The sequence below is a fragment of the Serratia sp. CY81684 genome (assembly GCF_052166595.1).
GTDB lineage: Bacteria > Pseudomonadota > Gammaproteobacteria > Enterobacterales > Enterobacteriaceae > Serratia > Serratia nematodiphila.
This window is the reverse complement of sequence record NZ_JBJNOO010000004.1, coordinates 498,394-515,811: the sequence shown is the minus strand read 5'-3', so window position 1 is coordinate 515,811 and position 17,418 is coordinate 498,394. Positions and strand designations below refer to the sequence as shown.

Here is a 17,418-nt window from a genome sequence, read left to right as displayed (position 1 = left end):
TGAGTGGATGAAACGCTTACCGCCGTGAAAACGTGACGTGCCGGTCATCTTAGTTTCATCCTGGTCGGCTATATACCTAACTAGCCTGGGGGAGCTGCGGCGCCTTCGGCGGCATAATTTCAGGGAATGTCATGAACAAGCGGATTCTGTTGGCGATTGTCATCGCCGTGGTCATCGCCGTCTTCAGCGCGCTGCGCGGCAACGAGCACCGTGCGATCGGCGGCAATGCGACGGTGGTACAAGCGCCGGCGGGGCAACAGCAGAGCATCGATCGGCTCACGCAGCAGCAAACGGTGGTGAGTTACCTGCAGCAGCATCAGCGGCTTCCGGGCTATTACGTCACCAAGAAGCAGGCGCGCGAGCAGGGCTGGGACCCGCGTTCAGGCAACCTCTGTGAGGTATTGCCGGGCAAGGCGATTGGCGGCGATCGATTCTCTAACCGTGAAGGGCAACTGCCGAGCGCCGGCGGCCGGGTCTGGCGCGAAGCGGACATCAATTACCAGTGTGGCCGGCGCGGCGCCGATCGCCTGCTGTATTCGAGCGACGGTCTGATCTTCGTCACGCGCGACCATTACAAAAACTTCATTCGTGTGGAGTGAGTTTGATGGCAAAAGTAGAGTTTGATTTTGAACAGATCCAAGATGTGCCGACCTTCTACCGCGATTTTGCGCACAAGTTTGCGCTGGACGAGGGATTCGGCGCCAACCTCGACGCGCTGTGGGACGTAGTGACCGGCGATATCGGTCTGCCGGTGGAAATCGAGTTCACTCACCTGAATGCCCGCAGCAAGCGTCGTTTCGGCGCGATCATTCTGCTGTTTGAAGAGGCGGAAGAAGAGCTGGAAGGCAGCCTGCGCTTCAATATCCGCGAAAGCAGCGGCGAACCGGCACATCACCGGGGATGAAACGGGTTCATCCCGGGATGGCGGCGGCGCTTAGTCGGCCGCTTCGGCCAGCTCGCGCAGGTATTGGAAGATCTGGCGGTAAGCCTTAGGCGGCTTGTTGGCGGCCTTCTCTTTCTGCGCGTTGCGCACCAGTGAACGCAGCTGTTGGCGATCGGCGGCCGGATACAGATCCAGGATCGACGGAATGACGTCATCGCCTTCTTCGACCAGACGGTCGCGCAGCGCTTCCAGCTTGTGGAACAGCGAAACCTGCTGGTTGTGGCGGTTTTTCAGCTTGTCGAGCGCGGTCTGGATCGGCTCGATATCGCGGGCGCGCAACATTTTACCGATCAGCTGCAGCTGACGGCGACGGCCCTCTTTTTTGATCTTCTGCGCCAGTTCGATGGCGGCACGCAAATCTTCATCCAACGGAATGCGATCCAGCGCGTTTTTGCCCAGATCGACCATTTCGGCCCCCAGGTCTTTCAGCGCTTCGGCATCACGTTTAATCTCACTTTTACTGACCCAGATAATCTCGTCATCGTCCTCGTTTTCATTCTCCGGGACATCGTCGAGCCAGTCTTCAGGCTGTTTGTTCATGGTAGGCTCCGTTAAAAAGAGGCTAATCCTAACAGGTTGCCGGCTTTATGCGAAATTCAACGCGGTTCCTGTTAGACTCAACGGCAGAGATCTCAGGATTTTTGCGCGCCGCTCCGCGTGCACAACTACGCCGCTCCGGCACTTTTCTCAACGATTTTCTGATTAATTATGGCAGATTGATGAAAGTAGTCACTCAAGTTGCAGAACAGCGCAAGGCGCTGGAACAGGCCGTTTCTCAGGCGCTGGAGCTGGCCCGCGCCGGTTCCGACGCGGCGGAAGTCGCGGTCACCAAATCGACCGGCATCAGCGTCAGCACCCGCTTCGGCGAAGTGGAAAACGTCGAGTTCAACAGCGATGGTGCGCTGGGCATTACCGTGTATCACCGCCAGCGCAAAGGCAGCGCCTCTTCCACCGATCTCAGCCCGGACGCCATCGCTCGCACCGTACAGGCGGCGCTGGACATCGCGCGCTATACCTCTGAGGATCCCTGCGCCGGCCCGGCGGAGAAAGATCTGCTGGCGTTCGAGGCGCCGGATCTCGATCTGTTCCACCCGACCGAGCTGGACGCCGAGCGCGGCATCGAGCTGGCGGCGCGCGCCGAGCAGGCTTCGCTGGCGGCGGACAAACGCATTACCAACACCGAAGGCGGCAGCTTCAACAGCCACTACGGCATCAAGGTGTTCGGCAACAGCCACGGCATGCTGCAAAGCTACTGTTCCAGCCGTCACTCGCTGTCCAGCTGCGTCATCGCAGAACAGGACGGCGACATGGAGCGGGATTACGCTTACACCATCGGCCGGGCGATGGGCGATCTGCACAGCCCGGAGTGGGTGGGACAGGAGTGCGCCCGCCGCACGCTGGCGCGCCTCGCGCCGCGCAAATTGTCGACCATGAAGGCGCCGGTACTGTTCGCCTCCGAGGTGGCCACCGGATTGTTCGGCCATCTGGTAGGCGCCATCAGCGGCAGCAGCGTTTATCGCAAATCTACCTTCCTGTTGGACTCGCTCGGCAAGCAGATCCTGCCGGAGTGGCTGACCGTCGAGGAGCATCCGCACCTGCTGAAAGGGCTGGCGTCGACGCCGTTCGACAGCGAGGGCGTGCGCACCCAGCGGCGCGATATCGTCAAGGATGGCGTGCTGCAAACCTGGCTGATGACCAGCTACTCGGCGCGCAAGCTGGGCCTGCACAGCACCGGCCATGCCGGCGGCATCCATAACTGGCGCATTGCCGGGCAGGGCGCAGACTTCGCCGGCATGCTGAAGCAGCTTGGCACCGGCCTGGTGGTCACCGAATTGATGGGCCAGGGCGTCAGCGGCGTCACCGGCGATTATTCTCGCGGCGCCGCCGGTTTTTGGGTGGAAAATGGCGAGATCCAGTACCCAGTCAGCGAGATCACCATCGCCGGCAACCTGAAAGACATGCTGCGCAACATCGTCAGCGTCGGCAGCGATATCGAAACCCGCAGCAATATCCAGTGCGGTTCGGTGCTGCTGCCGGAAATGAAGATCGCCGGCCAGTGATCCGCTGCGCGGCCGGCGCCCGCCGGCCGCGCGTTATCCCGTCTCAACCTTGCTTACAAATCTCCGGTTTCGATTTTTCCCGGCCTTGCCTATGGTAACGGTGGGTTAATTAAAACAATAACTGGAAGGTGAGCAAACATGCAGAATACCCTGAAAGCGCTGGCGGCGTTGGCGCTGCTGGCAGCCAGTTCGCTGGCGGTCGCCGCCGATCTCGGCGACGATATGGACACCCTGGCGGAAAACTACAAAACGGTGCTGAATACCGACTCAGCCGCTACCCTCAAACAGAGCCTGCAGAACATGCGCGCCGCCGCGCAGGATGCCAAACAGGGCACTCCGCCGAAGCTGGAAGACAAAGCCGCCGACAGCCCGGAGATGAAAGATTTCCGCAGCGGGTTGGACACCCTGATCGGCCAGATCGATCAGGCGCTGGCGCTGGCCAATCAGGGCAAAGTCGCCGAAGCGAAGCAGCTGGCGCAAGGCTTCAAGCAAACCCGCGACGCCAACCACAAGAAATTCCGCTAATCCGTCAACCGTCGCGCCCGTCTTCTGTCAGATAGGAGGAGGGCGCCTGCCCCAGCACGCGGCGGAACATGGTTGAAAACGCCGCGCTGCTGTCATATCCCATCTCCATCGCCACCTGCGTCACGCTGTGCCCTTCGGCCAGCAGCGCCAGCGCCAGCACCACGCAGGCGCGCTGGCGCCATTGCGAAAAAGGCAGGCCGGTCTGCGCGCGAAAGAAGCGGCTGAAGGTGCGAATGCTCATGTACAGACGGTGCGCCCACCGCTGCGCGGAGTCGTGGGCGTCGGGGTGTTGCAAAAAGGCGCGGCACAGCTCACCCAGCCGAGGATCGGCGGGCAGCGGGATGTGCAACGGCAAAGGTTGCAGCCGGGCCAGCTCGTGCAGCAGCAGCGCCGCCAGCGCTCCGTCACGGCCCTGTTGTTCATACTCCAGCGGCATATCCACCGCCGCCATCAACAGCTGGCGCATCAGCGGCGTGACGCTGACCACCTGACATACCTGCGGGCGTTCGGCGGGCAACGCGCCGGGTTCGAGGTACAGGCTGCGGGTGGTGACGCCGACCATCCGCACCGCGTGCGGCATCTGCGGCGGCAGCCACACCGCGTGCTGCGGCGGAACGACCCAATTGCCTTGCTGCGTGAAAACGTGCATGACGCCGGTAGCGCCGTACAGCAACTGCGCACGCCGGTGGCTGTGCATTGGCAGCAGGTGCCCCGGCGGATAATCGGTGCCGATGGCGATCACCGCGCGGGTTACGTGGTCGATGTCATCAATGCGGACGTTGCGCATGTGTTCCCTTTGGCGGGCAAATTGGCCGAAACGCAATGATAGTTGGCCTTTCATATAAAGCAAGCCAGCGACGGTCGCCCTACTATCGGGGCAGAAAAATAACGCTTGTTCGGGGCGCCGTTATTTTATCGGCCATGAAACCCGTACAAGTCTTCACACCAGGGTGGGACGAAGGTTCTCGTTCTCGCAATACAAGAAGTTAATAAGGAATAAAGCGTCATTTTATTCCAACACCTGAAGCAATAGTTCTTAGCGCAGTTCAATGACTATAAGGTGATATTTCATGTATAAGTTCGGTGTGATTGGCGGCGGGGCCGCCGGCATCTCTTTTGCCTATAACTTTATAAAAAATAAGTCGGTTAATCATTGCAAAAGGCCGCTTTCCCTGACGGTTTTCGACAAGCAGGGATTTAAAGGCGGTATGGCATACAGCAGCGATTTTGACAGCCATATATTAAATATGACGCCGGAAAATATGTCGGCGGATATTTTCGACGAAGCGCACTTCGTTGATTGGATCGCCATGCATTTTCCGCAGTTTTGCCAGGATCGTTATCCGCCGCGCTGGCTGTATCGGGAATATCTCGATTTTATTCGCGACATGACGATATATATGGCGGCGGACAGTAACGTAGCGCTGAATTTCGTGACCGCCGAAGTGAATGCCATCGCGCCGCACGAAGCCGGCTATCGGCTGACCACCGCCTGCGGCGGCGCCGAGCAGATGAACGCGCTGGTGCTGTGTTCGGGGCACAACCCGCCGGAATGCCTTTACCCAGTGGATGGGGTGATCGCTTATCAGGCTCATCAGGATCTGCCGCCGATCAACCCTTATTCGAGCATCGGCGTGATCGGCTGCAGCCTGACGGCGATTGACGCCATCGTTGAACTGATGGAGCGGCTGGGAGCGACCGACATCTGCGCCCTGTCGCGCTCGGGCCTGTTCCCCAGCGTGCAGCCGGCGCTGATGCGTCCGCCGCCGGAGGCGTTTGTTGAGGCGCTGCGGCGCTTTGTCGCCGGCCGCGATTTTATTGACGCGCATCAGCTGGTGCATGCGATCAACGCCGCGCTGGCGCGCTACTATCCGGGGCCGGAGCGGCTGACGGTGCTCTCGGCGCTGGGGGAAAGGCGCGATTGCTACCGCGATCTGGCGGACAGCCTCGATCGCGCGCGCTTTGCCAGGGAGCATATCTGCAGCTATCTGGCGGCGATCCACCCGGCGGTGTGCGCCGCCTGGGTCAAGATGGATGCCAACAACCGGCAGGTCTTCATGCGCTTTTACAACTCCTCCTGGATGCGCAATCGGCACGCCATGCCGATCAAGAATGCCTACAAGATCGTGGCGGCGCTGGAGAGCCAACGCCTGCGCGCCTGCGGCGGCCTGGTGGATATCAGCAAGGCAACGGACGGGTTTATCCTTCGTTGCCATGAGTCGCGGGTGCGCGCGCAGTATCTGTTCAACTGCACCACGCCTTCCTATCAACTGCCGCCCAACCGCCTGAGCCAGCAGCTGCTGCAAGACGGGCTGGTGCAAGAGAACCTGTTCGGCGGCGTGAAGTGCAACCCGCATACGCTGAAAATCGCCGACCGACGCGGCCGTGAGCAGCATCTCTACTCGCTCGGCGCGCCCGCCAAGGGCGATCTTTTTTATACCTCGGCGATGGAATCCATCACGCGGGATATCAGCAAAATCGTGTTCAACAACCCTATTTTCAACGCAAAGAAGGCTGAAGTATGAAAAACGTAGCGCTCTTTGTCGGCAACGACATTTTCTCCTGGCTGGTGTGTCAGGATCTGATCGCCGCCCTGAAAGGCGAGTGTGCTTTTACGGTGTATTTCCCCCTGGCGAAAAGCGGCGGCCGCACCCAGGAGCCGGCGGTTCGCCGTCTGGGGCTGTACGAGCGCGAGGTGCTGAACGATTTTGTGTTCCCGTTCGTTGGCCGCAACGCCGCCGCCTGTGAGGGGGCCTATCAACCGCCGGCCCTGTTCCTGGCCGCCGCCGGGGTCAAAGCGCATCGCGTTCTCGACATCAATGACACCGCGTTTATCAGCAGCCTGGAGCATATGGACGGGGTGATTTCTTTGCGCTGTTATCAGAAATTTTCCGCCGACTATGTGCGCGCCTTCAGCCGGCGCGGCAAGCTGCTGTGGAATCTGCATCCGGGCGACTTGCCGCGCTATCGCGGGGTGATGACGCTATTCCGCGCAATGATGAACGGTGACAAGAGCTGTGCGGTGACGCTGCATGAAATGGATGAGCACTGGGACGCCGGCCCGGTGCTCGCCCGTCTGCCCGCCGAGTTGCGTCACGATCTGTCGTTCCTGGAAAACATGATGTTGCTGGGCGTGCAAAGCGGCACCTTCCTGGCGCGCCAGCTCATGCGGGCGGAACGGCGCGAAGCGATAGCGGCGGAAAAGCAGGGTGATTCGCGCTATTGGGGCTTCCCGGACGCACAGACGCTGGCGCGGGCGGAACAGGCGGGCATTGAGCTGGTGGATCACGACGCCGTGCGCGAGCAGTATCTGGGGCTGTTCGTCGGCGATCGTTTCCACCCGCTGGCGGGGCAGTTCTGCGCCGGGTTCGACGACTTCGTGCGGGCGCACGGCCATGATTGAAACGTTGATTGTACTGGGTGCCGGTTTTCTGACCGGCATCACCACCATTCTGTTCGGCTTCGGCGGCGGCTTTGTGGTGGTGCCTTTTGTCTATCACCTGATCTCCGCCTCGGGCGAGCAGCCCGGTCAGGCGATGCATATTGCTGTAGCGACCTCGACAGCGGTGATGATCCTCAACGCGAGTTATGCCACCCTGACCAACTGGCGCAGCGGCAACCTGCTGCGAGAAACCATCGTACCGCTGATCTTTTTCATCGGCATCGGCGCGGCGCTGGGCGCGTTCGCCTCCTCGCTGCTGGCGGACGGCGTGATCCGCTGGCTGTTTGTGGTCTATATGGCGGTGACCATCGCCGACTGTCTGTTCCGCCGGGGCTTCCTGATCAAACCGGCGCGCGCCGAACTGTCTCCCGCCACGTTGTGGGGCGGCGGGCCGTTGATCGGCGGCATCGCCACGCTGCTGGGGGTGGGCGGCAGCGTGATGACCGTGCCGCTGCTGCGTCGCCATGGTTACGACATGAAATATTGCGTCAGCGCCGCCAACCCGCTGTCGATCCCGGTGGCGGTGATCGGGGCGCTGATGTATATCGTGTTGGGGTGGCGCGAGATGAGCGGGCCGCAGTATCTGGGTTACGTCAATCTGAACATTCTGGGGCTGCTGGTGGCGGCGGGGATTGCGGGGATCGTGTTTGCCAGGCGCTGTTTGCCGAAGGTGAGCGACGCGCTGCATGCCAAAATCTACGTGCTGCTGCTGATCGCCGTGTTGATCGCCATCTGTATCTGAGACAGAAAGGGCGGCCGGATGCCGCCCTGAAAACCGCTTAACGGTGGTATTCGCCCGCCGCTTCCGGCTGATACAGCAATTCCAGCACTTCAATCCGCGCTTCTTCACCGTTCGGCAATTGCCAGGAGATCTGCTTGCCGACGTGCATGCCGAGCAGCGCTGCGCCCAGCGGCGCCATCACCGACAGCTGATCGTGGCTGTCTTTCAGCGAGGCCGGGTAGACCAGCGTGCGCACATGCTCTTCATCGGTGTGCAGATCGCGAAAACGCACGCGGCTGTTCATGGTCACCACGTTGGCCGGCATTTTCTCCGGCGGCAGGATTTCCGCGCGATCCAACTCGTCGTTCAGCGCGGCGGCGACGTCGGTGTTGGCAAAGGCCGGTTGTTCCAATAGCGCATCCAGGCGTTCCGCATCCAGCTCATTAATAGTAATGATGGGTTTGGTCATTCCACTCTCCAGTCAAATCAAAGGGCGCCAGTCTGTGCGCCCATAAATTCGGAAAAACAACACAAAGCAACACCCCCGCGCCAGAGGAGCGGGGGTGTGGGTAATGTCGATTTGTCCCATTGATAGTAGGCGGTTGGGGCGAGAAAAGAAAGAGATCCCGATCACGAAGGCTTTTATCGTCAATCGAGACAAAAAAAAACCGTTAGCCGGGTTATGTATTTGTTATCTCATTTACTTTTTCGCCGTAGCGCCGTTTTGCGAAATGGATCTCCGCGCGTCATTCGATTTCCACTTCGAACTGGAAAAAACCGGTCTCCACAGAAAATCTTGCCGGGGGTAGGGTAAAGACATCACAGAAAGCGGGTTATTCAGGTGATGCGCTTTACGGCTTACTGATTAATGTGGGATCTAGGGGTACTGAAAAGTGAATGATGGATCTGCTTCATTAAAAGAAATTGAACAATCCGATATCAGCGAAGCCGGTGAGATCACCGCTCGGGTGCTGGCGGATATTACCGCGATGCTGAATGCTGAGAATATTTATACCAATGCGGTGCAGCAACAGATGCTGGAATCGCATATTCGCGCCATGGTGCTGCGCTCAATAACCGGTGAGCCGTTGCCGGAGGTGGATAAATCATTGTTCGACGAAATTTCCGCCGAGTCCATGCAAATGGCGGAGCGCGTGGTGGATCAGTTTGGCACATTGCCTATCGAAGAGGCCTATTTGCTGTCCGTGCACTTCGAAGTGGCGAAAGATAATAACGCATAGCGGTTAACGCATCGATTTCAATCAGGAGAATATACCATGGGTCAAATTACCGTAGTGATCGGCGATCGTTTGGGCAAAGGGCAAAAAGTCGGCCAGGGCGTTGAAAACGCAGGCGGAAAAGCGGTGGTCATCCCCGGCGTGGCGGCGGATATGAAGCTGGGCGACGTCATGAAAGCGGAAAACGCGCAGCTGGGCATCTCTTTTTGCGGCAGCGGCGGCGCCGGTGCGATTACCGCGCAAACCAAATACGGCTACAAAGCCAAATACGGCATGCGTTCGGTGGAAGAGGGCGTGACGGCAATTAACGAAGGCTGCAACGTGCTGGGTTTCGGCTTTATGGATAAAGAAGAGCTGGGCCAGAAACTGGTGGAAGCCTACGTCAAAAAACATGGCAATCCATAATGAAAGAGCAATATACCACATCGGTGAAGGTGGAGGGTAAGGGCGACAGCAAAGCGAAAGCTTTTGCTTCCGCCTTGGCTAATGTGCAGGGCGCGGTATTAAAGTCCACCAACAATATTCTGCTGCGCATCGAGCCGCAGGACGTCAGCGTAGTGAAGGCGGAAGAGAAAATAACTAAAGAGAAATTTCTTTTCTTCTTTTTGCCGCGTGAAAGAAAGAGCTATGCCGTTTCTCTGGAAATAACCGTGAACGTAACCATTATCAATACCGAGAAGGTTGTCTTCGTCACGAAATAAAAACGTTAGCATAAATGAAAGGGTATACTGATGTTTTTAATCATCTTATTTAAATCGATTATTATCGGTGGGCTGGTGGGGGTCGGCGTAGGGGCCGGCGCCGCACGCATGTTCCACGCACCGACAACACAGGGCATGGGAGCGTTTCGCACCCTGGGCGAGCTGAACTCCTGCGAGGGCGATCCGGCTTCCCACTTCTCCTTCGGTCTGGGCTTCTTCTTCAACGCCTGGGCGTCTTCCGTGGCGGCGGGCTCCTTCACGCAGGACGTCGATCACCGCATCATCCCGCACTGGGGCGCGGCGGCTTTGATGGTCAAAAACCGCAATCTGGCGCAAACGCTGCACGATCCGAAAAAAATGGCTATCGCCTGCGGCATCATCGGCATGCTGGTGGTGGCCTTCCTCAATACCACCGCTTCCGCCGTGCCTGCCGCGCTGCAGGTCACCGCGATCAAGGTGCTGGTGCCGGCGGCCAACCTGCTGGTGAACACCGTGATGCCGGTGATCTTCTGGCTGGCGGCGATCGACGCCGGGCGCCGTTCCGGCTTCTGGGGCACCATCTTCGGCGGCCTGGCGCAGCTGATCATGGGCAACGCCGTACCGGGCCTGGTGCTGGGCATTCTGATCGGCAAGGGCGTGGAAGAGAGCGGCTGGAACAAGATCACCAAGATCATGATGGCGGTGATCGTGCTGCTGTTCGTGCTGAGCGGCTTCTTCCGTGGCTTCGACATGAAAGTTCTCGAGTCCTTCAGCCTCGGCGTGCCGGGCTGGCTGGACGCCATTCACAACACCCTGAGCGGTAAATAAGGAGCGGGATGATGGAAGAGCAAACCCAAAAAGGCTTCTGGTACGCCGACTGGTCATTCCCGATTTTTGTTGGCCTGCTGTCCTCCGGCGTGTTCGCCGGGACGCACATGTACTACCTGTACGGCATCGGCGCCTTTAACGAAGTGGCCTTCGTCTCCATGCTGCGGGCGGGGATGGATACCGGCGTGTACGGCGCGGTGGCGGCGTTCGGCGCCAGCTTCCTGTTCGCGCGCATCATCGAAGGCTCGCTGGTGGGCATCCTCGACATCGGCGGCGCGATCCAGACCGGCGTCGGGCTGGGCGTACCGGCGCTGCTGCTGGGGGCCGGCATCGTGTTCCCGGTCGCCAACTTCGCCGCGTCGCTGGCCACCGGTCTGATCATCGGCCTGGCGATCGGTTACGTGATCATCCTGGCGCGCAAATTCACCATCAATCAGAGCAACTCCACCTACGGCGCGGACGTGATGATGGGCGCGGGCAACTCGTCGGGCCGTTTCCTCGGGCCGTTGATCATCCTGTCGGCGATGACCGCTTCGATCCCGATCGGCATCGGTTCGCTGCTCGGCGCGCTGCTGTTCTATATCTGGGGTAAACCGATCACCGGCGGAGCGATCCTCGGCGCGATGATCCTGGGGGCGATCTTCCCGGTAGCCATTTCTTAAGAGGCCTGCGCCAGGCGCCGCCCGAGGCTGAGGCGGCGCCCGGGCTAACAGGAGCAATGCGGTATGTATGACTTAGTAATCAGAGGCGCCAGACTGGCGGACGATACGCTGATCGATCTGGCGGTAAAGGACGGCAAAATAGCCTCGGTGGGGCGGCTGGCGGCGGACGTCAGCGCCGTTCGCCAGCTGGATCTGGCGGGCAACTGCCGCCTGAGCGCCGGTTGGATCGACGCGCACGTGCACTGCTATCCCGAATCGCCGATTTACCATGACGAGCCGGATCGGGTCGGCGTCGCCAGCGGCGTCACCAGCGTGGTCGACGCCGGCAGCACCGGCGCCGACGATATCGACGCCTTTTATCAGCTGACGCGCAGCGCCAAAACAAACGTTTTCGCCTTCCTCAACATCTCGCGCATCGGCCTGCTGCGGCAGAACGAGCTGGCGGAGTTGACGGACATCGACAAGCGCGAGGCCGGCCAGGCCATCGCCAATCACCCCGGTTTCATCATCGGCATCAAGGCGCGCATGAGCAGCAGCGTGGTGGGGAAAAACGGTACCCGGCCGCTGGTGTTGGCCAAAGAGATCCAGCAGGAAAACCGCCAGCTGCCGCTGATGGTGCATATCGGCAACAACCCGCCGGATCTGGACGACATCGCCGATCTGCTGACCCGCGGCGACATCATCACCCACTGCTACAACGGCAAACCGAACCGCATTCTGACGCCGGCGGGCACATTGCGCGAGTCTATCCAGCGCGCGCTGCGGCGCGGCGTGTTGCTCGACGTGGGGCACGGCACCGCCAGCTTCAGCTTCGAGGTGGCGCGCCAGGCGATCAAACTGGGCATTTTGCCGCACACCATCAGCTCCGATATTTACTGCCGCAACCGCATGAACGGGCCGGTGCATAGCCTGGCGACGGTGATGTCCAAATTCTTCAGCGTCGGCCTGACGCTGCCGCAGGTGATCGCCTGCGTGACGGAGAACGCCGCGTCGGCGCTGCAGCTCAGCGGCAAAGGGCGGCTGGAGCCGGGCTATGACGCCGATTTCACGCTGTTTGAACTGCGCCGCGAACCGCAGGTGTTCACCGACGCCGAAGGGCAAACCGCCGAGGGCGAACGGCTGTTGGTGCCGCTGGCCACGGTGGTGGCCGGAGAAATCCTATTAACCGAACAAGGGGAGGCAAGCCATGTCTTCGATTTATGAAAAATACGGTTTGAAGCAGGTGATCAACACCTCCGGCCGCATGACCATTCTCGGCGTTTCCACGCCGCGCCAGGACGTGATCGACGCCGTTGATTACGGCCTGAACCACTATTTCGAAATCAAGGATCTGGTCAACAAGACCGGTGCCTACATCGCCGATCTGCTCAACGTGGAGGACGCGGTGATCGTTTCCTGCGCTTCGGCGGGGATCGCCCAGTCAGTGGCGGCGGTGATCGTTAAAGATAACGCCAATCTGCTGGTGAACCTGCACTCGGCGCCGATCGCCGTGCCGCGCGAGATCGTGCTGCCGCGCGGCCACAACGTCAACTTCGGCGCGCCGGTGGACACCATGGTGGCGCTGGGCGGCGGCAAGGTAGTGGAGGCGGGCTACGCCAACGAATGTTCGCCGGAGCAGATTGAAGCCTGCATCACGCCGCAGACGGCGGCGATCCTGTACGTCAAATCGCACCACTGCGTGCAGAAAAGCATTCTGTCCGTCGAACAGGCGGCGGTGGTGGCGCGCAAACATAACCTGCCGCTGATCGTCGACGCCGCGGCGGAAGAAGATCTGATGTGTTACTACCAGATGGGGGCCGATCTGGTGATCTACAGCGGTGCCAAAGCCATCGAGGGGCCGACCAGCGGCCTGGTTATCGGCAAGAAACAGTACGTCGAGTGGGTGAAGCTGCAATCCGGCGGCATCGGCCGGGCGATGAAGGTCGGCAAAGAGGGCATCCTCGGCCTGACGCAGGCAATTGAAAGCTATCTGACGCTTGAGAAAACCACCGGGCAACAGATGGTGGCGCGGATGACGCCGTTCCTCAACAGCCTCAACACCCTGACCGGCGTCAGCGCCAAAACCGTCTGGGACAGCGCCGGCCGCGATATCGCCCGCGCCGAGATCACCTTTGATGAGGCGGTGCTGGGGCGGTCGACCTATGACATTGTTCAGGCGCTGAAAACCGGCGACATCGCCATCTACTTCCGCGGCTACAAGGCCAACGAGGGCAAGATTGAGGTCGACGTGCGCAGCGTCGACGAGCAACAGCTGATGACCGTCTTTAGCTGTATCAAGAATCTGTTTACGGAGAAACAAGCATGAAGCTGCAGCCTAACTACTATCGCGACCGCGTCTGCCTGAACGTGCTGGCCGGCTCCAAAGCCAACGCGCAGGACATCTACGCCGCGGCGGAAGGCCATGTGCTGGTGGGCGTGCTTTCCAAGAACTACCCGGACGTCGACAGCGCGGTGACCGACATGCTGCGCTATGCGCGCCTGATCGACAACGCGCTGTCGGTCGGCCTGGGTGCCGGCGATCCGAAGCAGTCGGCGATGGTCAGCCTGATCGCTCAGCAGGTGCAGCCGCAGCACGTTAACCAGGTGTTTACCGGCGTCGGCGCCAGCCGCGCGCTGCTGGGCCAGAACGACAGCGTGGTCAACGGCCTGGTGTCGCCGACCGGCCGCGTCGGCTGGGTGAAGATCTCTACCGGCCCATTGAGCGCCGCGGCGCCGGACGGCATCGTGCCGGTGGAAACCGCCATCGCTTTGCTGAAGGACATGGGCGGCAGTTCCATCAAGTATTTCCCGATGGGCGGCCTGAAGTGCAAGGACGAATACCAATACGTCGCCAAGGCCTGCGCCGAGCATGACTTCATGCTGGAGCCGACCGGCGGCATCGATCTGGAAAACTACGAGCCGATCGTTGAGATCGCCCTGGCGGCCGGCGTGAAACGCGTGATCCCGCATATCTACAGCTCGATCATCGACGCCGCCAGCGGCGACACGCGTCCGCAGGACGTGAAAACCCTGCTGGCGATGACCAAAAAGCTGGTGGGCTGAACGCGTAATGGGATGAGGTAAACGCTGGGAGGCGAAGGTTTTCCCGTGGCGCGGCATGCCGCGCCGTTACCTATACTGAGGATTACTATGCGAAACTGGCAGGTTCCAACCCGACGCACCGCGTTGTTCCTGGCGCTGCTGGCCGTGACCGGCCCGGCGCTGCATGCTGAGGATGCAATGAACTCCACGTCATCTCATTTCGCCTATATCGGCACCTACAATCCCAACGGCGAAGGCGTTTACCGGGTGCAGGTCGATCCGGCCAGCGGCGCGCTGAGCCACGCCACGCTGGTCAGCAACGTGCCGAATCCGGCGCAGCTGACGCTGAGCGTTGACGGCAAGACGCTGTATGTCGCCAGTGAAGTGGCCGACTTCAACGGCGGCAAACACGGCGGCATCACCGCTTACCGGGTCAATCCGGCCGATGGCGCACTGACGCAGCTCAACCAGGTAGATTCGCAGGGGGCAGGGCCGGTGTATCTCTCCTCGACGCCGGACGGCCGCCATCTGCTGGTGGCGAACTATGTCAGCGGCAGCGTGGCGGCTTTCCCGATTGAAGCGGACGGCAGCCTGGGCGCCGCCAGCTCGGTGCAGCAACAGCAGGGCCCGGCGGGCGCGGCCAAACCGGCGGCGGCGGTGAACGGCAGCTTCGCCATTAGCGATCACAATGGCCCGCATGCCCATATGATCGCCAGCGATCCGAGCGGCAAGTTCGTGTTCTCCACCGATCTGGGGTTGGATCGCATCTACCAATGGCGCTTTGACACCGCGAACGGCCAGCTGACGCCGAACGATCCGCCGTGGATCGCCGCCTCTTCCGCCGGCGCCGGCCCGCGTCATTTTGTGTTCCACCCGGACGGCGACACCGTGCTGCTGGTGAACGAAGAGGCCTCGACGTTGACCAGCTACCGTTTTGATCGCCAAAAAGGTACTCTGAAACAACTGCATGCGGTTTCCGCGCTGCCCGCCGACTATCAGGGCACCAGCTTCGCTTCCGGGCTGGCACTCAGCAAGAACGGCGACACGCTGTACGTCGCCAACCGGCTGCATAACAGCATTGCCCAGTTCAGCGTGGGCGCCGGCGGCGAGTTGAAACCGGTGGCGGAAACCTGGACCCGCGGCGATTATCCGCGTTCGCTGGCGCTGAGCCCGGATGGCCGCTATCTGTATGCGCTGAACCAGCGCAGCGATAACGTCACCCGCTTCAGCGTCAACCCGACGGACGGCAAACTCAGCTTTGTGGGCGGCTATCTGCCGATCGGCAGCCCCTCGCAAATGGCGTTCCTGCCGCCGGCGAAGTAACCCGTGGCCCGCCCGGTTCCCCGGGTGGGCTACCTGATTGACGGACACAGAATGGTGCGATTTCCTTACCCGCGTTTGGCTTACTTGTTCGATGCTTTGCAAACCGAGACTTTGCCGCAGGATGAGCTGGCGAAGCGTTTCGCCGTGTCCACCCGCACGGTGCGGGCGGATATCACCGCGCTGAACGAGATCCTGGATAAATACGGCGCGCGTTTCGTGCATAACCGCGGAGCCGGCTATCGCCTGCAGGTCGATAACGCCGCGCTGTTCAGCGCCCTGCAGCATCAGGAACGCCGCAAACAGGCCACCCCGCGCAGCGCGCAGGAACGGGTGCATTATCTGCTGGTGCGTTTTTTGACCTCAGCCTTCTCTCTCAAACTGGAAGATCTGGCCGACGAATGGTTCGTCAGCCGCGGCACGCTGCAAAACGACATGGCTGAGGTGAGAGAGCGTCTGGCGCACTATCAATTGACGATCGAAACCAAGCCGCGCTACGGCATGAAGCTGTTCGGCGCGGAGATGGCGATCCGCGCCTGCCTGACCGATCTGCTGTTCCAGCTGCAGCTGGCCGACGCCGAGAACCCGTTGCTCAACAACGAGATCCTGTTGCAGCCGCAGGTGGCGGCGTTCGCCGGATTGCTGCACCCGCTGTTGTCGCAATACGCCATTCGCCTGACCGACGAGGGCGAGCAGTACCTGATCTTCTACTGCGCGGTGGCGCTGCGGCGCATCAACGACGGTTATCCGCTGCCGGACTTCGAGGTGGAGGACGGCGACGAGGCGGTGCGTCAGGTGTCGACCCGTCTGGCGGCGGAGCTGCGCGAGGCCTCCGGCAAAGAGATCTCGATGGCCGAAGAGGCCTATCTGCGGGTCAACATCGCCGCGCGGCGCGTACAGGACGTGCAACCGACCGAGATCAACGCCGACGATGAAGAGGCGCTGGTGGACTACATCCTGTCCTACATCAACGCACACTATAACTACAATCTGCAGGGCGACGAGCAGCTGCGGGCCGATCTGCTCACCCATATCAAGACCATGATTACGCGGGTGAAATACCAGATCAATATCCCCAATCCGCTGCTGGCCAACATCAAGCAGCACTATCCGATGGCTTACGACGTGACGCTGGCGGCGGTCTCCAGCTGGGGCAAGTACACGCCTTATACGCTGAGTGAAAACGAGATCGGCTATCTGGTGTTGCACATTGGCGTGGGGCTGGAGCGGCATTACAACATCGGTTATGAACGCCACCCGCAGGTGATGCTGGTGTGCGACACCGGCAACTCGACGGTGCGCATGATCCAGGCGCAGATTGCGCGCAAGTATCCGCAGCTGGTGATGACGCGCATCGTCTCGCTGCGCGATTACGAGATGCTCGCGCACATCGACGAAGACTTCGTGATTTCCAACGCCCGCATCGGCGAGAAGAACAAGCCGGTGGTGGTGATGTCGCCGTTCCCGACCGATTATCAGCTGGAACAACTGGGCAAATTGGTGCTGGTGGATCGCACCAAACCGTACATGCTGGAGAAGTTCTTCGACGCCGAACATTTTATGGTGCTCAACGAGCCGCTGACGCAGGCGGAGCTGTTCAGCCGGGTGTGCGGCCAGCTGGAGCGAGAAGGGTACGTCGGCGCGGACTTTTATCCGTCGGTGGTCGAACGCGAGGCGATCGTCTCCACGCTGCTGGGCGAGGGCATCGCGCTGCCGCATTCGCTGGGGCTGCTGGCGAAGAAGACCGTGGTGGTGACGCTGCTGGCGCCGCAGGGCGTCGCCTGGGGGGAAGGTGAGGTTGCGCACGTGATTTTCCTGCTGGCGATCAGCAAGAGCGATTATGAAGAGGCGATGGCGATCTACGAGCTGTTCGTCACCTTCGTGCGTGAACGTTCAATGAGCCGCCTGCTGGGCAGCGACAGCTTCGACAGCTTCAAAGCGGTGGCGCTGGACTGCCTGAGCCGGAGTTGAGGGGCAT

General features: G+C 60.6%; 20 protein-coding genes. 17 read left to right on the top strand and 3 right to left on the bottom strand.

The window, feature by feature from the left end:
• The first annotated feature begins 131 nt into the window (after nucleotides 1-131).
• The gene (locus tag ACJ8QF_RS17440; protein WP_206194971.1) at nucleotides 132-599 is read left to right on the top strand and encodes a ribonuclease; all 468 of its coding nucleotides are present in this window, start codon (nucleotides 132-134) and stop codon (nucleotides 597-599) included.
• A 5-nt stretch (nucleotides 600-604) separates the two neighbouring features.
• Entirely contained in the window at nucleotides 605-904 is a 300-nt protein-coding gene (locus tag ACJ8QF_RS17435; RefSeq protein WP_004936963.1) for a barstar family protein, read from the top strand.
• Nucleotides 905-934: 30 nt separating this feature from the next.
• On the opposite strand, the gene yjgA is transcribed toward ACJ8QF_RS17435, so the two are convergent.
• Entirely contained in the window at nucleotides 935-1,483 is a 549-nt protein-coding gene (gene yjgA / locus ACJ8QF_RS17430) for a ribosome biogenesis factor YjgA (RefSeq protein ID WP_004936968.1), read from the bottom strand.
• A gap of 179 nt (nucleotides 1,484-1,662) precedes the next feature.
• Between yjgA and pmbA the strand changes: the two genes are divergently transcribed.
• Nucleotides 1,663-3,003, top strand: a complete 1,341-nt coding sequence (gene pmbA, locus ACJ8QF_RS17425; protein WP_033639296.1) for a metalloprotease PmbA — start codon at nucleotides 1,663-1,665, stop codon at nucleotides 3,001-3,003.
• Nucleotides 3,004-3,141: 138 nt separating this feature from the next.
• Nucleotides 3,142-3,528, top strand: coding sequence for a cytochrome b562 (cybC, locus tag ACJ8QF_RS17420; RefSeq protein ID WP_004936973.1), 387 nt, complete (start codon nucleotides 3,142-3,144; stop codon nucleotides 3,526-3,528).
• A 4-nt stretch (nucleotides 3,529-3,532) separates the two neighbouring features.
• Here the strand turns inward: cybC and ACJ8QF_RS17415 are convergent, their stop codons facing one another.
• Nucleotides 3,533-4,315: an AraC family transcriptional regulator gene (locus ACJ8QF_RS17415; RefSeq protein ID WP_442537723.1), complete on the bottom strand. Its 783-nt coding sequence runs from the start codon at nucleotides 4,313-4,315 to the stop codon at nucleotides 3,533-3,535.
• Nucleotides 4,316-4,598: 283 nt separating this feature from the next.
• Here ACJ8QF_RS17415 and ACJ8QF_RS17410 point away from each other — a divergent pair, with 283 nt between their 5' ends.
• The 3 genes from ACJ8QF_RS17410 to ACJ8QF_RS17400 are packed head-to-tail and all read left to right on the top strand — an operon-like array spanning nucleotide 4,599 to nucleotide 7,712.
• The gene (locus ACJ8QF_RS17410; protein ID WP_004936982.1) at nucleotides 4,599-6,053 is read left to right on the top strand and encodes an FAD/NAD(P)-binding protein; all 1,455 of its coding nucleotides are present in this window, start codon (nucleotides 4,599-4,601) and stop codon (nucleotides 6,051-6,053) included.
• The gene (locus ACJ8QF_RS17405) at nucleotides 6,050-6,931 is read left to right on the top strand and encodes a formyltransferase family protein (RefSeq protein ID WP_004936983.1); all 882 of its coding nucleotides are present in this window, start codon (nucleotides 6,050-6,052) and stop codon (nucleotides 6,929-6,931) included. Before ACJ8QF_RS17410 ends, ACJ8QF_RS17405 begins: the two co-directional genes overlap by 4 nt.
• The gene (locus tag ACJ8QF_RS17400) at nucleotides 6,924-7,712 is read left to right on the top strand and encodes a sulfite exporter TauE/SafE family protein (RefSeq protein ID WP_004936987.1); all 789 of its coding nucleotides are present in this window, start codon (nucleotides 6,924-6,926) and stop codon (nucleotides 7,710-7,712) included. Before ACJ8QF_RS17405 ends, ACJ8QF_RS17400 begins: the two co-directional genes overlap by 8 nt.
• Before the next feature lie 37 nt (nucleotides 7,713-7,749).
• Here ACJ8QF_RS17400 and rnk read toward each other — a convergent pair whose 3' ends face one another.
• The gene (gene rnk / locus ACJ8QF_RS17395) at nucleotides 7,750-8,160 is read right to left on the bottom strand and encodes a nucleoside diphosphate kinase regulator (protein ID WP_004936993.1); all 411 of its coding nucleotides are present in this window, start codon (nucleotides 8,158-8,160) and stop codon (nucleotides 7,750-7,752) included.
• A 454-nt stretch (nucleotides 8,161-8,614) separates the two neighbouring features.
• Here rnk and ACJ8QF_RS17390 point away from each other — a divergent pair, with 454 nt between their 5' ends.
• From ACJ8QF_RS17390 to ACJ8QF_RS17345, 10 genes are all read left to right on the top strand, one after another.
• The gene (locus tag ACJ8QF_RS17390) at nucleotides 8,615-8,932 is read left to right on the top strand and encodes a glycine dehydrogenase (RefSeq protein WP_086016691.1); all 318 of its coding nucleotides are present in this window, start codon (nucleotides 8,615-8,617) and stop codon (nucleotides 8,930-8,932) included.
• 36 nt (nucleotides 8,933-8,968) lie between these two features.
• On the top strand, nucleotides 8,969-9,334 hold the full coding sequence (locus ACJ8QF_RS17385) for a glycine-rich SFCGS family protein (RefSeq protein ID WP_004937000.1): 366 nt from the start codon (nucleotides 8,969-8,971) through the stop codon (nucleotides 9,332-9,334).
• Nucleotides 9,334-9,630 carry a DUF4312 family protein gene (locus tag ACJ8QF_RS17380; protein WP_004937003.1) on the top strand — a complete coding sequence of 99 codons (297 nt, stop codon included), beginning with the start codon at nucleotides 9,334-9,336 and terminating at the stop codon, nucleotides 9,628-9,630. Before ACJ8QF_RS17385 ends, ACJ8QF_RS17380 begins: the two co-directional genes overlap by 1 nt.
• A gap of 30 nt (nucleotides 9,631-9,660) precedes the next feature.
• Nucleotides 9,661-10,437, top strand: coding sequence for a DUF4311 domain-containing protein (locus tag ACJ8QF_RS17375; protein WP_004937006.1), 777 nt, complete (start codon nucleotides 9,661-9,663; stop codon nucleotides 10,435-10,437).
• 11 nt (nucleotides 10,438-10,448) lie between these two features.
• Nucleotides 10,449-11,099, top strand: coding sequence for a DUF4310 family protein (locus ACJ8QF_RS17370; protein ID WP_004937013.1), 651 nt, complete (start codon nucleotides 10,449-10,451; stop codon nucleotides 11,097-11,099).
• Between the two features lie 63 nt (nucleotides 11,100-11,162).
• Nucleotides 11,163-12,302: an amidohydrolase/deacetylase family metallohydrolase gene (locus ACJ8QF_RS17365; protein WP_286093612.1), complete on the top strand. Its 1,140-nt coding sequence runs from the start codon at nucleotides 11,163-11,165 to the stop codon at nucleotides 12,300-12,302.
• On the top strand, nucleotides 12,286-13,404 hold the full coding sequence (locus ACJ8QF_RS17360; RefSeq protein WP_021505110.1) for a DgaE family pyridoxal phosphate-dependent ammonia lyase: 1,119 nt from the start codon (nucleotides 12,286-12,288) through the stop codon (nucleotides 13,402-13,404). Before ACJ8QF_RS17365 ends, ACJ8QF_RS17360 begins: the two co-directional genes overlap by 17 nt.
• Nucleotides 13,401-14,141, top strand: coding sequence for a 2-dehydro-3-deoxy-phosphogluconate aldolase (dagF, locus tag ACJ8QF_RS17355; RefSeq protein ID WP_004937022.1), 741 nt, complete (start codon nucleotides 13,401-13,403; stop codon nucleotides 14,139-14,141). Before ACJ8QF_RS17360 ends, dagF begins: the two co-directional genes overlap by 4 nt.
• An 87-nt stretch (nucleotides 14,142-14,228) precedes the next feature.
• Complete coding sequence (locus ACJ8QF_RS17350; protein ID WP_442537722.1) at nucleotides 14,229-15,443, top strand: lactonase family protein; 1,215 nt, start codon at nucleotides 14,229-14,231, stop codon at nucleotides 15,441-15,443.
• Nucleotides 15,444-15,494: 51 nt separating this feature from the next.
• Nucleotides 15,495-17,411, top strand: a complete 1,917-nt coding sequence (locus ACJ8QF_RS17345; RefSeq protein WP_442537721.1) for a BglG family transcription antiterminator — start codon at nucleotides 15,495-15,497, stop codon at nucleotides 17,409-17,411.
• Nucleotides 17,412-17,418: the final 7 nt, after the last annotated feature.

Bases quoted from the DNA above. Each gene is read 5' to 3' on its own strand.
- ACJ8QF_RS17440 (WP_206194971.1), top strand. From the start codon at position 132: ATGAACAAGCGGATTCTGTTGGCGATTGTCATCGCCGTGGTCATCGCC.
- ACJ8QF_RS17435 (WP_004936963.1), top strand. From the start codon at position 605: ATGGCAAAAGTAGAGTTTGATTTTGAACAGATCCAAGATGTGCCGACC.
- yjgA (WP_004936968.1), bottom strand. From the start codon at position 1,483: ATGAACAAACAGCCTGAAGACTGGCTCGACGATGTCCCGGAGAATGAA.
- pmbA (WP_033639296.1), top strand. From the start codon at position 1,663: ATGAAAGTAGTCACTCAAGTTGCAGAACAGCGCAAGGCGCTGGAACAG.
- cybC (WP_004936973.1), top strand. From the start codon at position 3,142: ATGCAGAATACCCTGAAAGCGCTGGCGGCGTTGGCGCTGCTGGCAGCC.
- ACJ8QF_RS17415 (WP_442537723.1), bottom strand. From the start codon at position 4,315: ATGCGCAACGTCCGCATTGATGACATCGACCACGTAACCCGCGCGGTG.
- ACJ8QF_RS17410 (WP_004936982.1), top strand. From the start codon at position 4,599: ATGTATAAGTTCGGTGTGATTGGCGGCGGGGCCGCCGGCATCTCTTTT.
- ACJ8QF_RS17405 (WP_004936983.1), top strand. From the start codon at position 6,050: ATGAAAAACGTAGCGCTCTTTGTCGGCAACGACATTTTCTCCTGGCTG.
- ACJ8QF_RS17400 (WP_004936987.1), top strand. From the start codon at position 6,924: ATGATTGAAACGTTGATTGTACTGGGTGCCGGTTTTCTGACCGGCATC.
- rnk (WP_004936993.1), bottom strand. From the start codon at position 8,160: ATGACCAAACCCATCATTACTATTAATGAGCTGGATGCGGAACGCCTG.
- ACJ8QF_RS17385 (WP_004937000.1), top strand. From the start codon at position 8,969: ATGGGTCAAATTACCGTAGTGATCGGCGATCGTTTGGGCAAAGGGCAA.
- ACJ8QF_RS17380 (WP_004937003.1), top strand. From the start codon at position 9,334: ATGAAAGAGCAATATACCACATCGGTGAAGGTGGAGGGTAAGGGCGAC.
- ACJ8QF_RS17375 (WP_004937006.1), top strand. From the start codon at position 9,661: ATGTTTTTAATCATCTTATTTAAATCGATTATTATCGGTGGGCTGGTG.
- ACJ8QF_RS17370 (WP_004937013.1), top strand. From the start codon at position 10,449: ATGGAAGAGCAAACCCAAAAAGGCTTCTGGTACGCCGACTGGTCATTC.
- ACJ8QF_RS17365 (WP_286093612.1), top strand. From the start codon at position 11,163: ATGTATGACTTAGTAATCAGAGGCGCCAGACTGGCGGACGATACGCTG.
- ACJ8QF_RS17360 (WP_021505110.1), top strand. From the start codon at position 12,286: ATGTCTTCGATTTATGAAAAATACGGTTTGAAGCAGGTGATCAACACC.
- dagF (WP_004937022.1), top strand. From the start codon at position 13,401: ATGAAGCTGCAGCCTAACTACTATCGCGACCGCGTCTGCCTGAACGTG.
- ACJ8QF_RS17350 (WP_442537722.1), top strand. From the start codon at position 14,229: ATGCGAAACTGGCAGGTTCCAACCCGACGCACCGCGTTGTTCCTGGCG.
- ACJ8QF_RS17345 (WP_442537721.1), top strand. From the start codon at position 15,495: ATGGTGCGATTTCCTTACCCGCGTTTGGCTTACTTGTTCGATGCTTTG.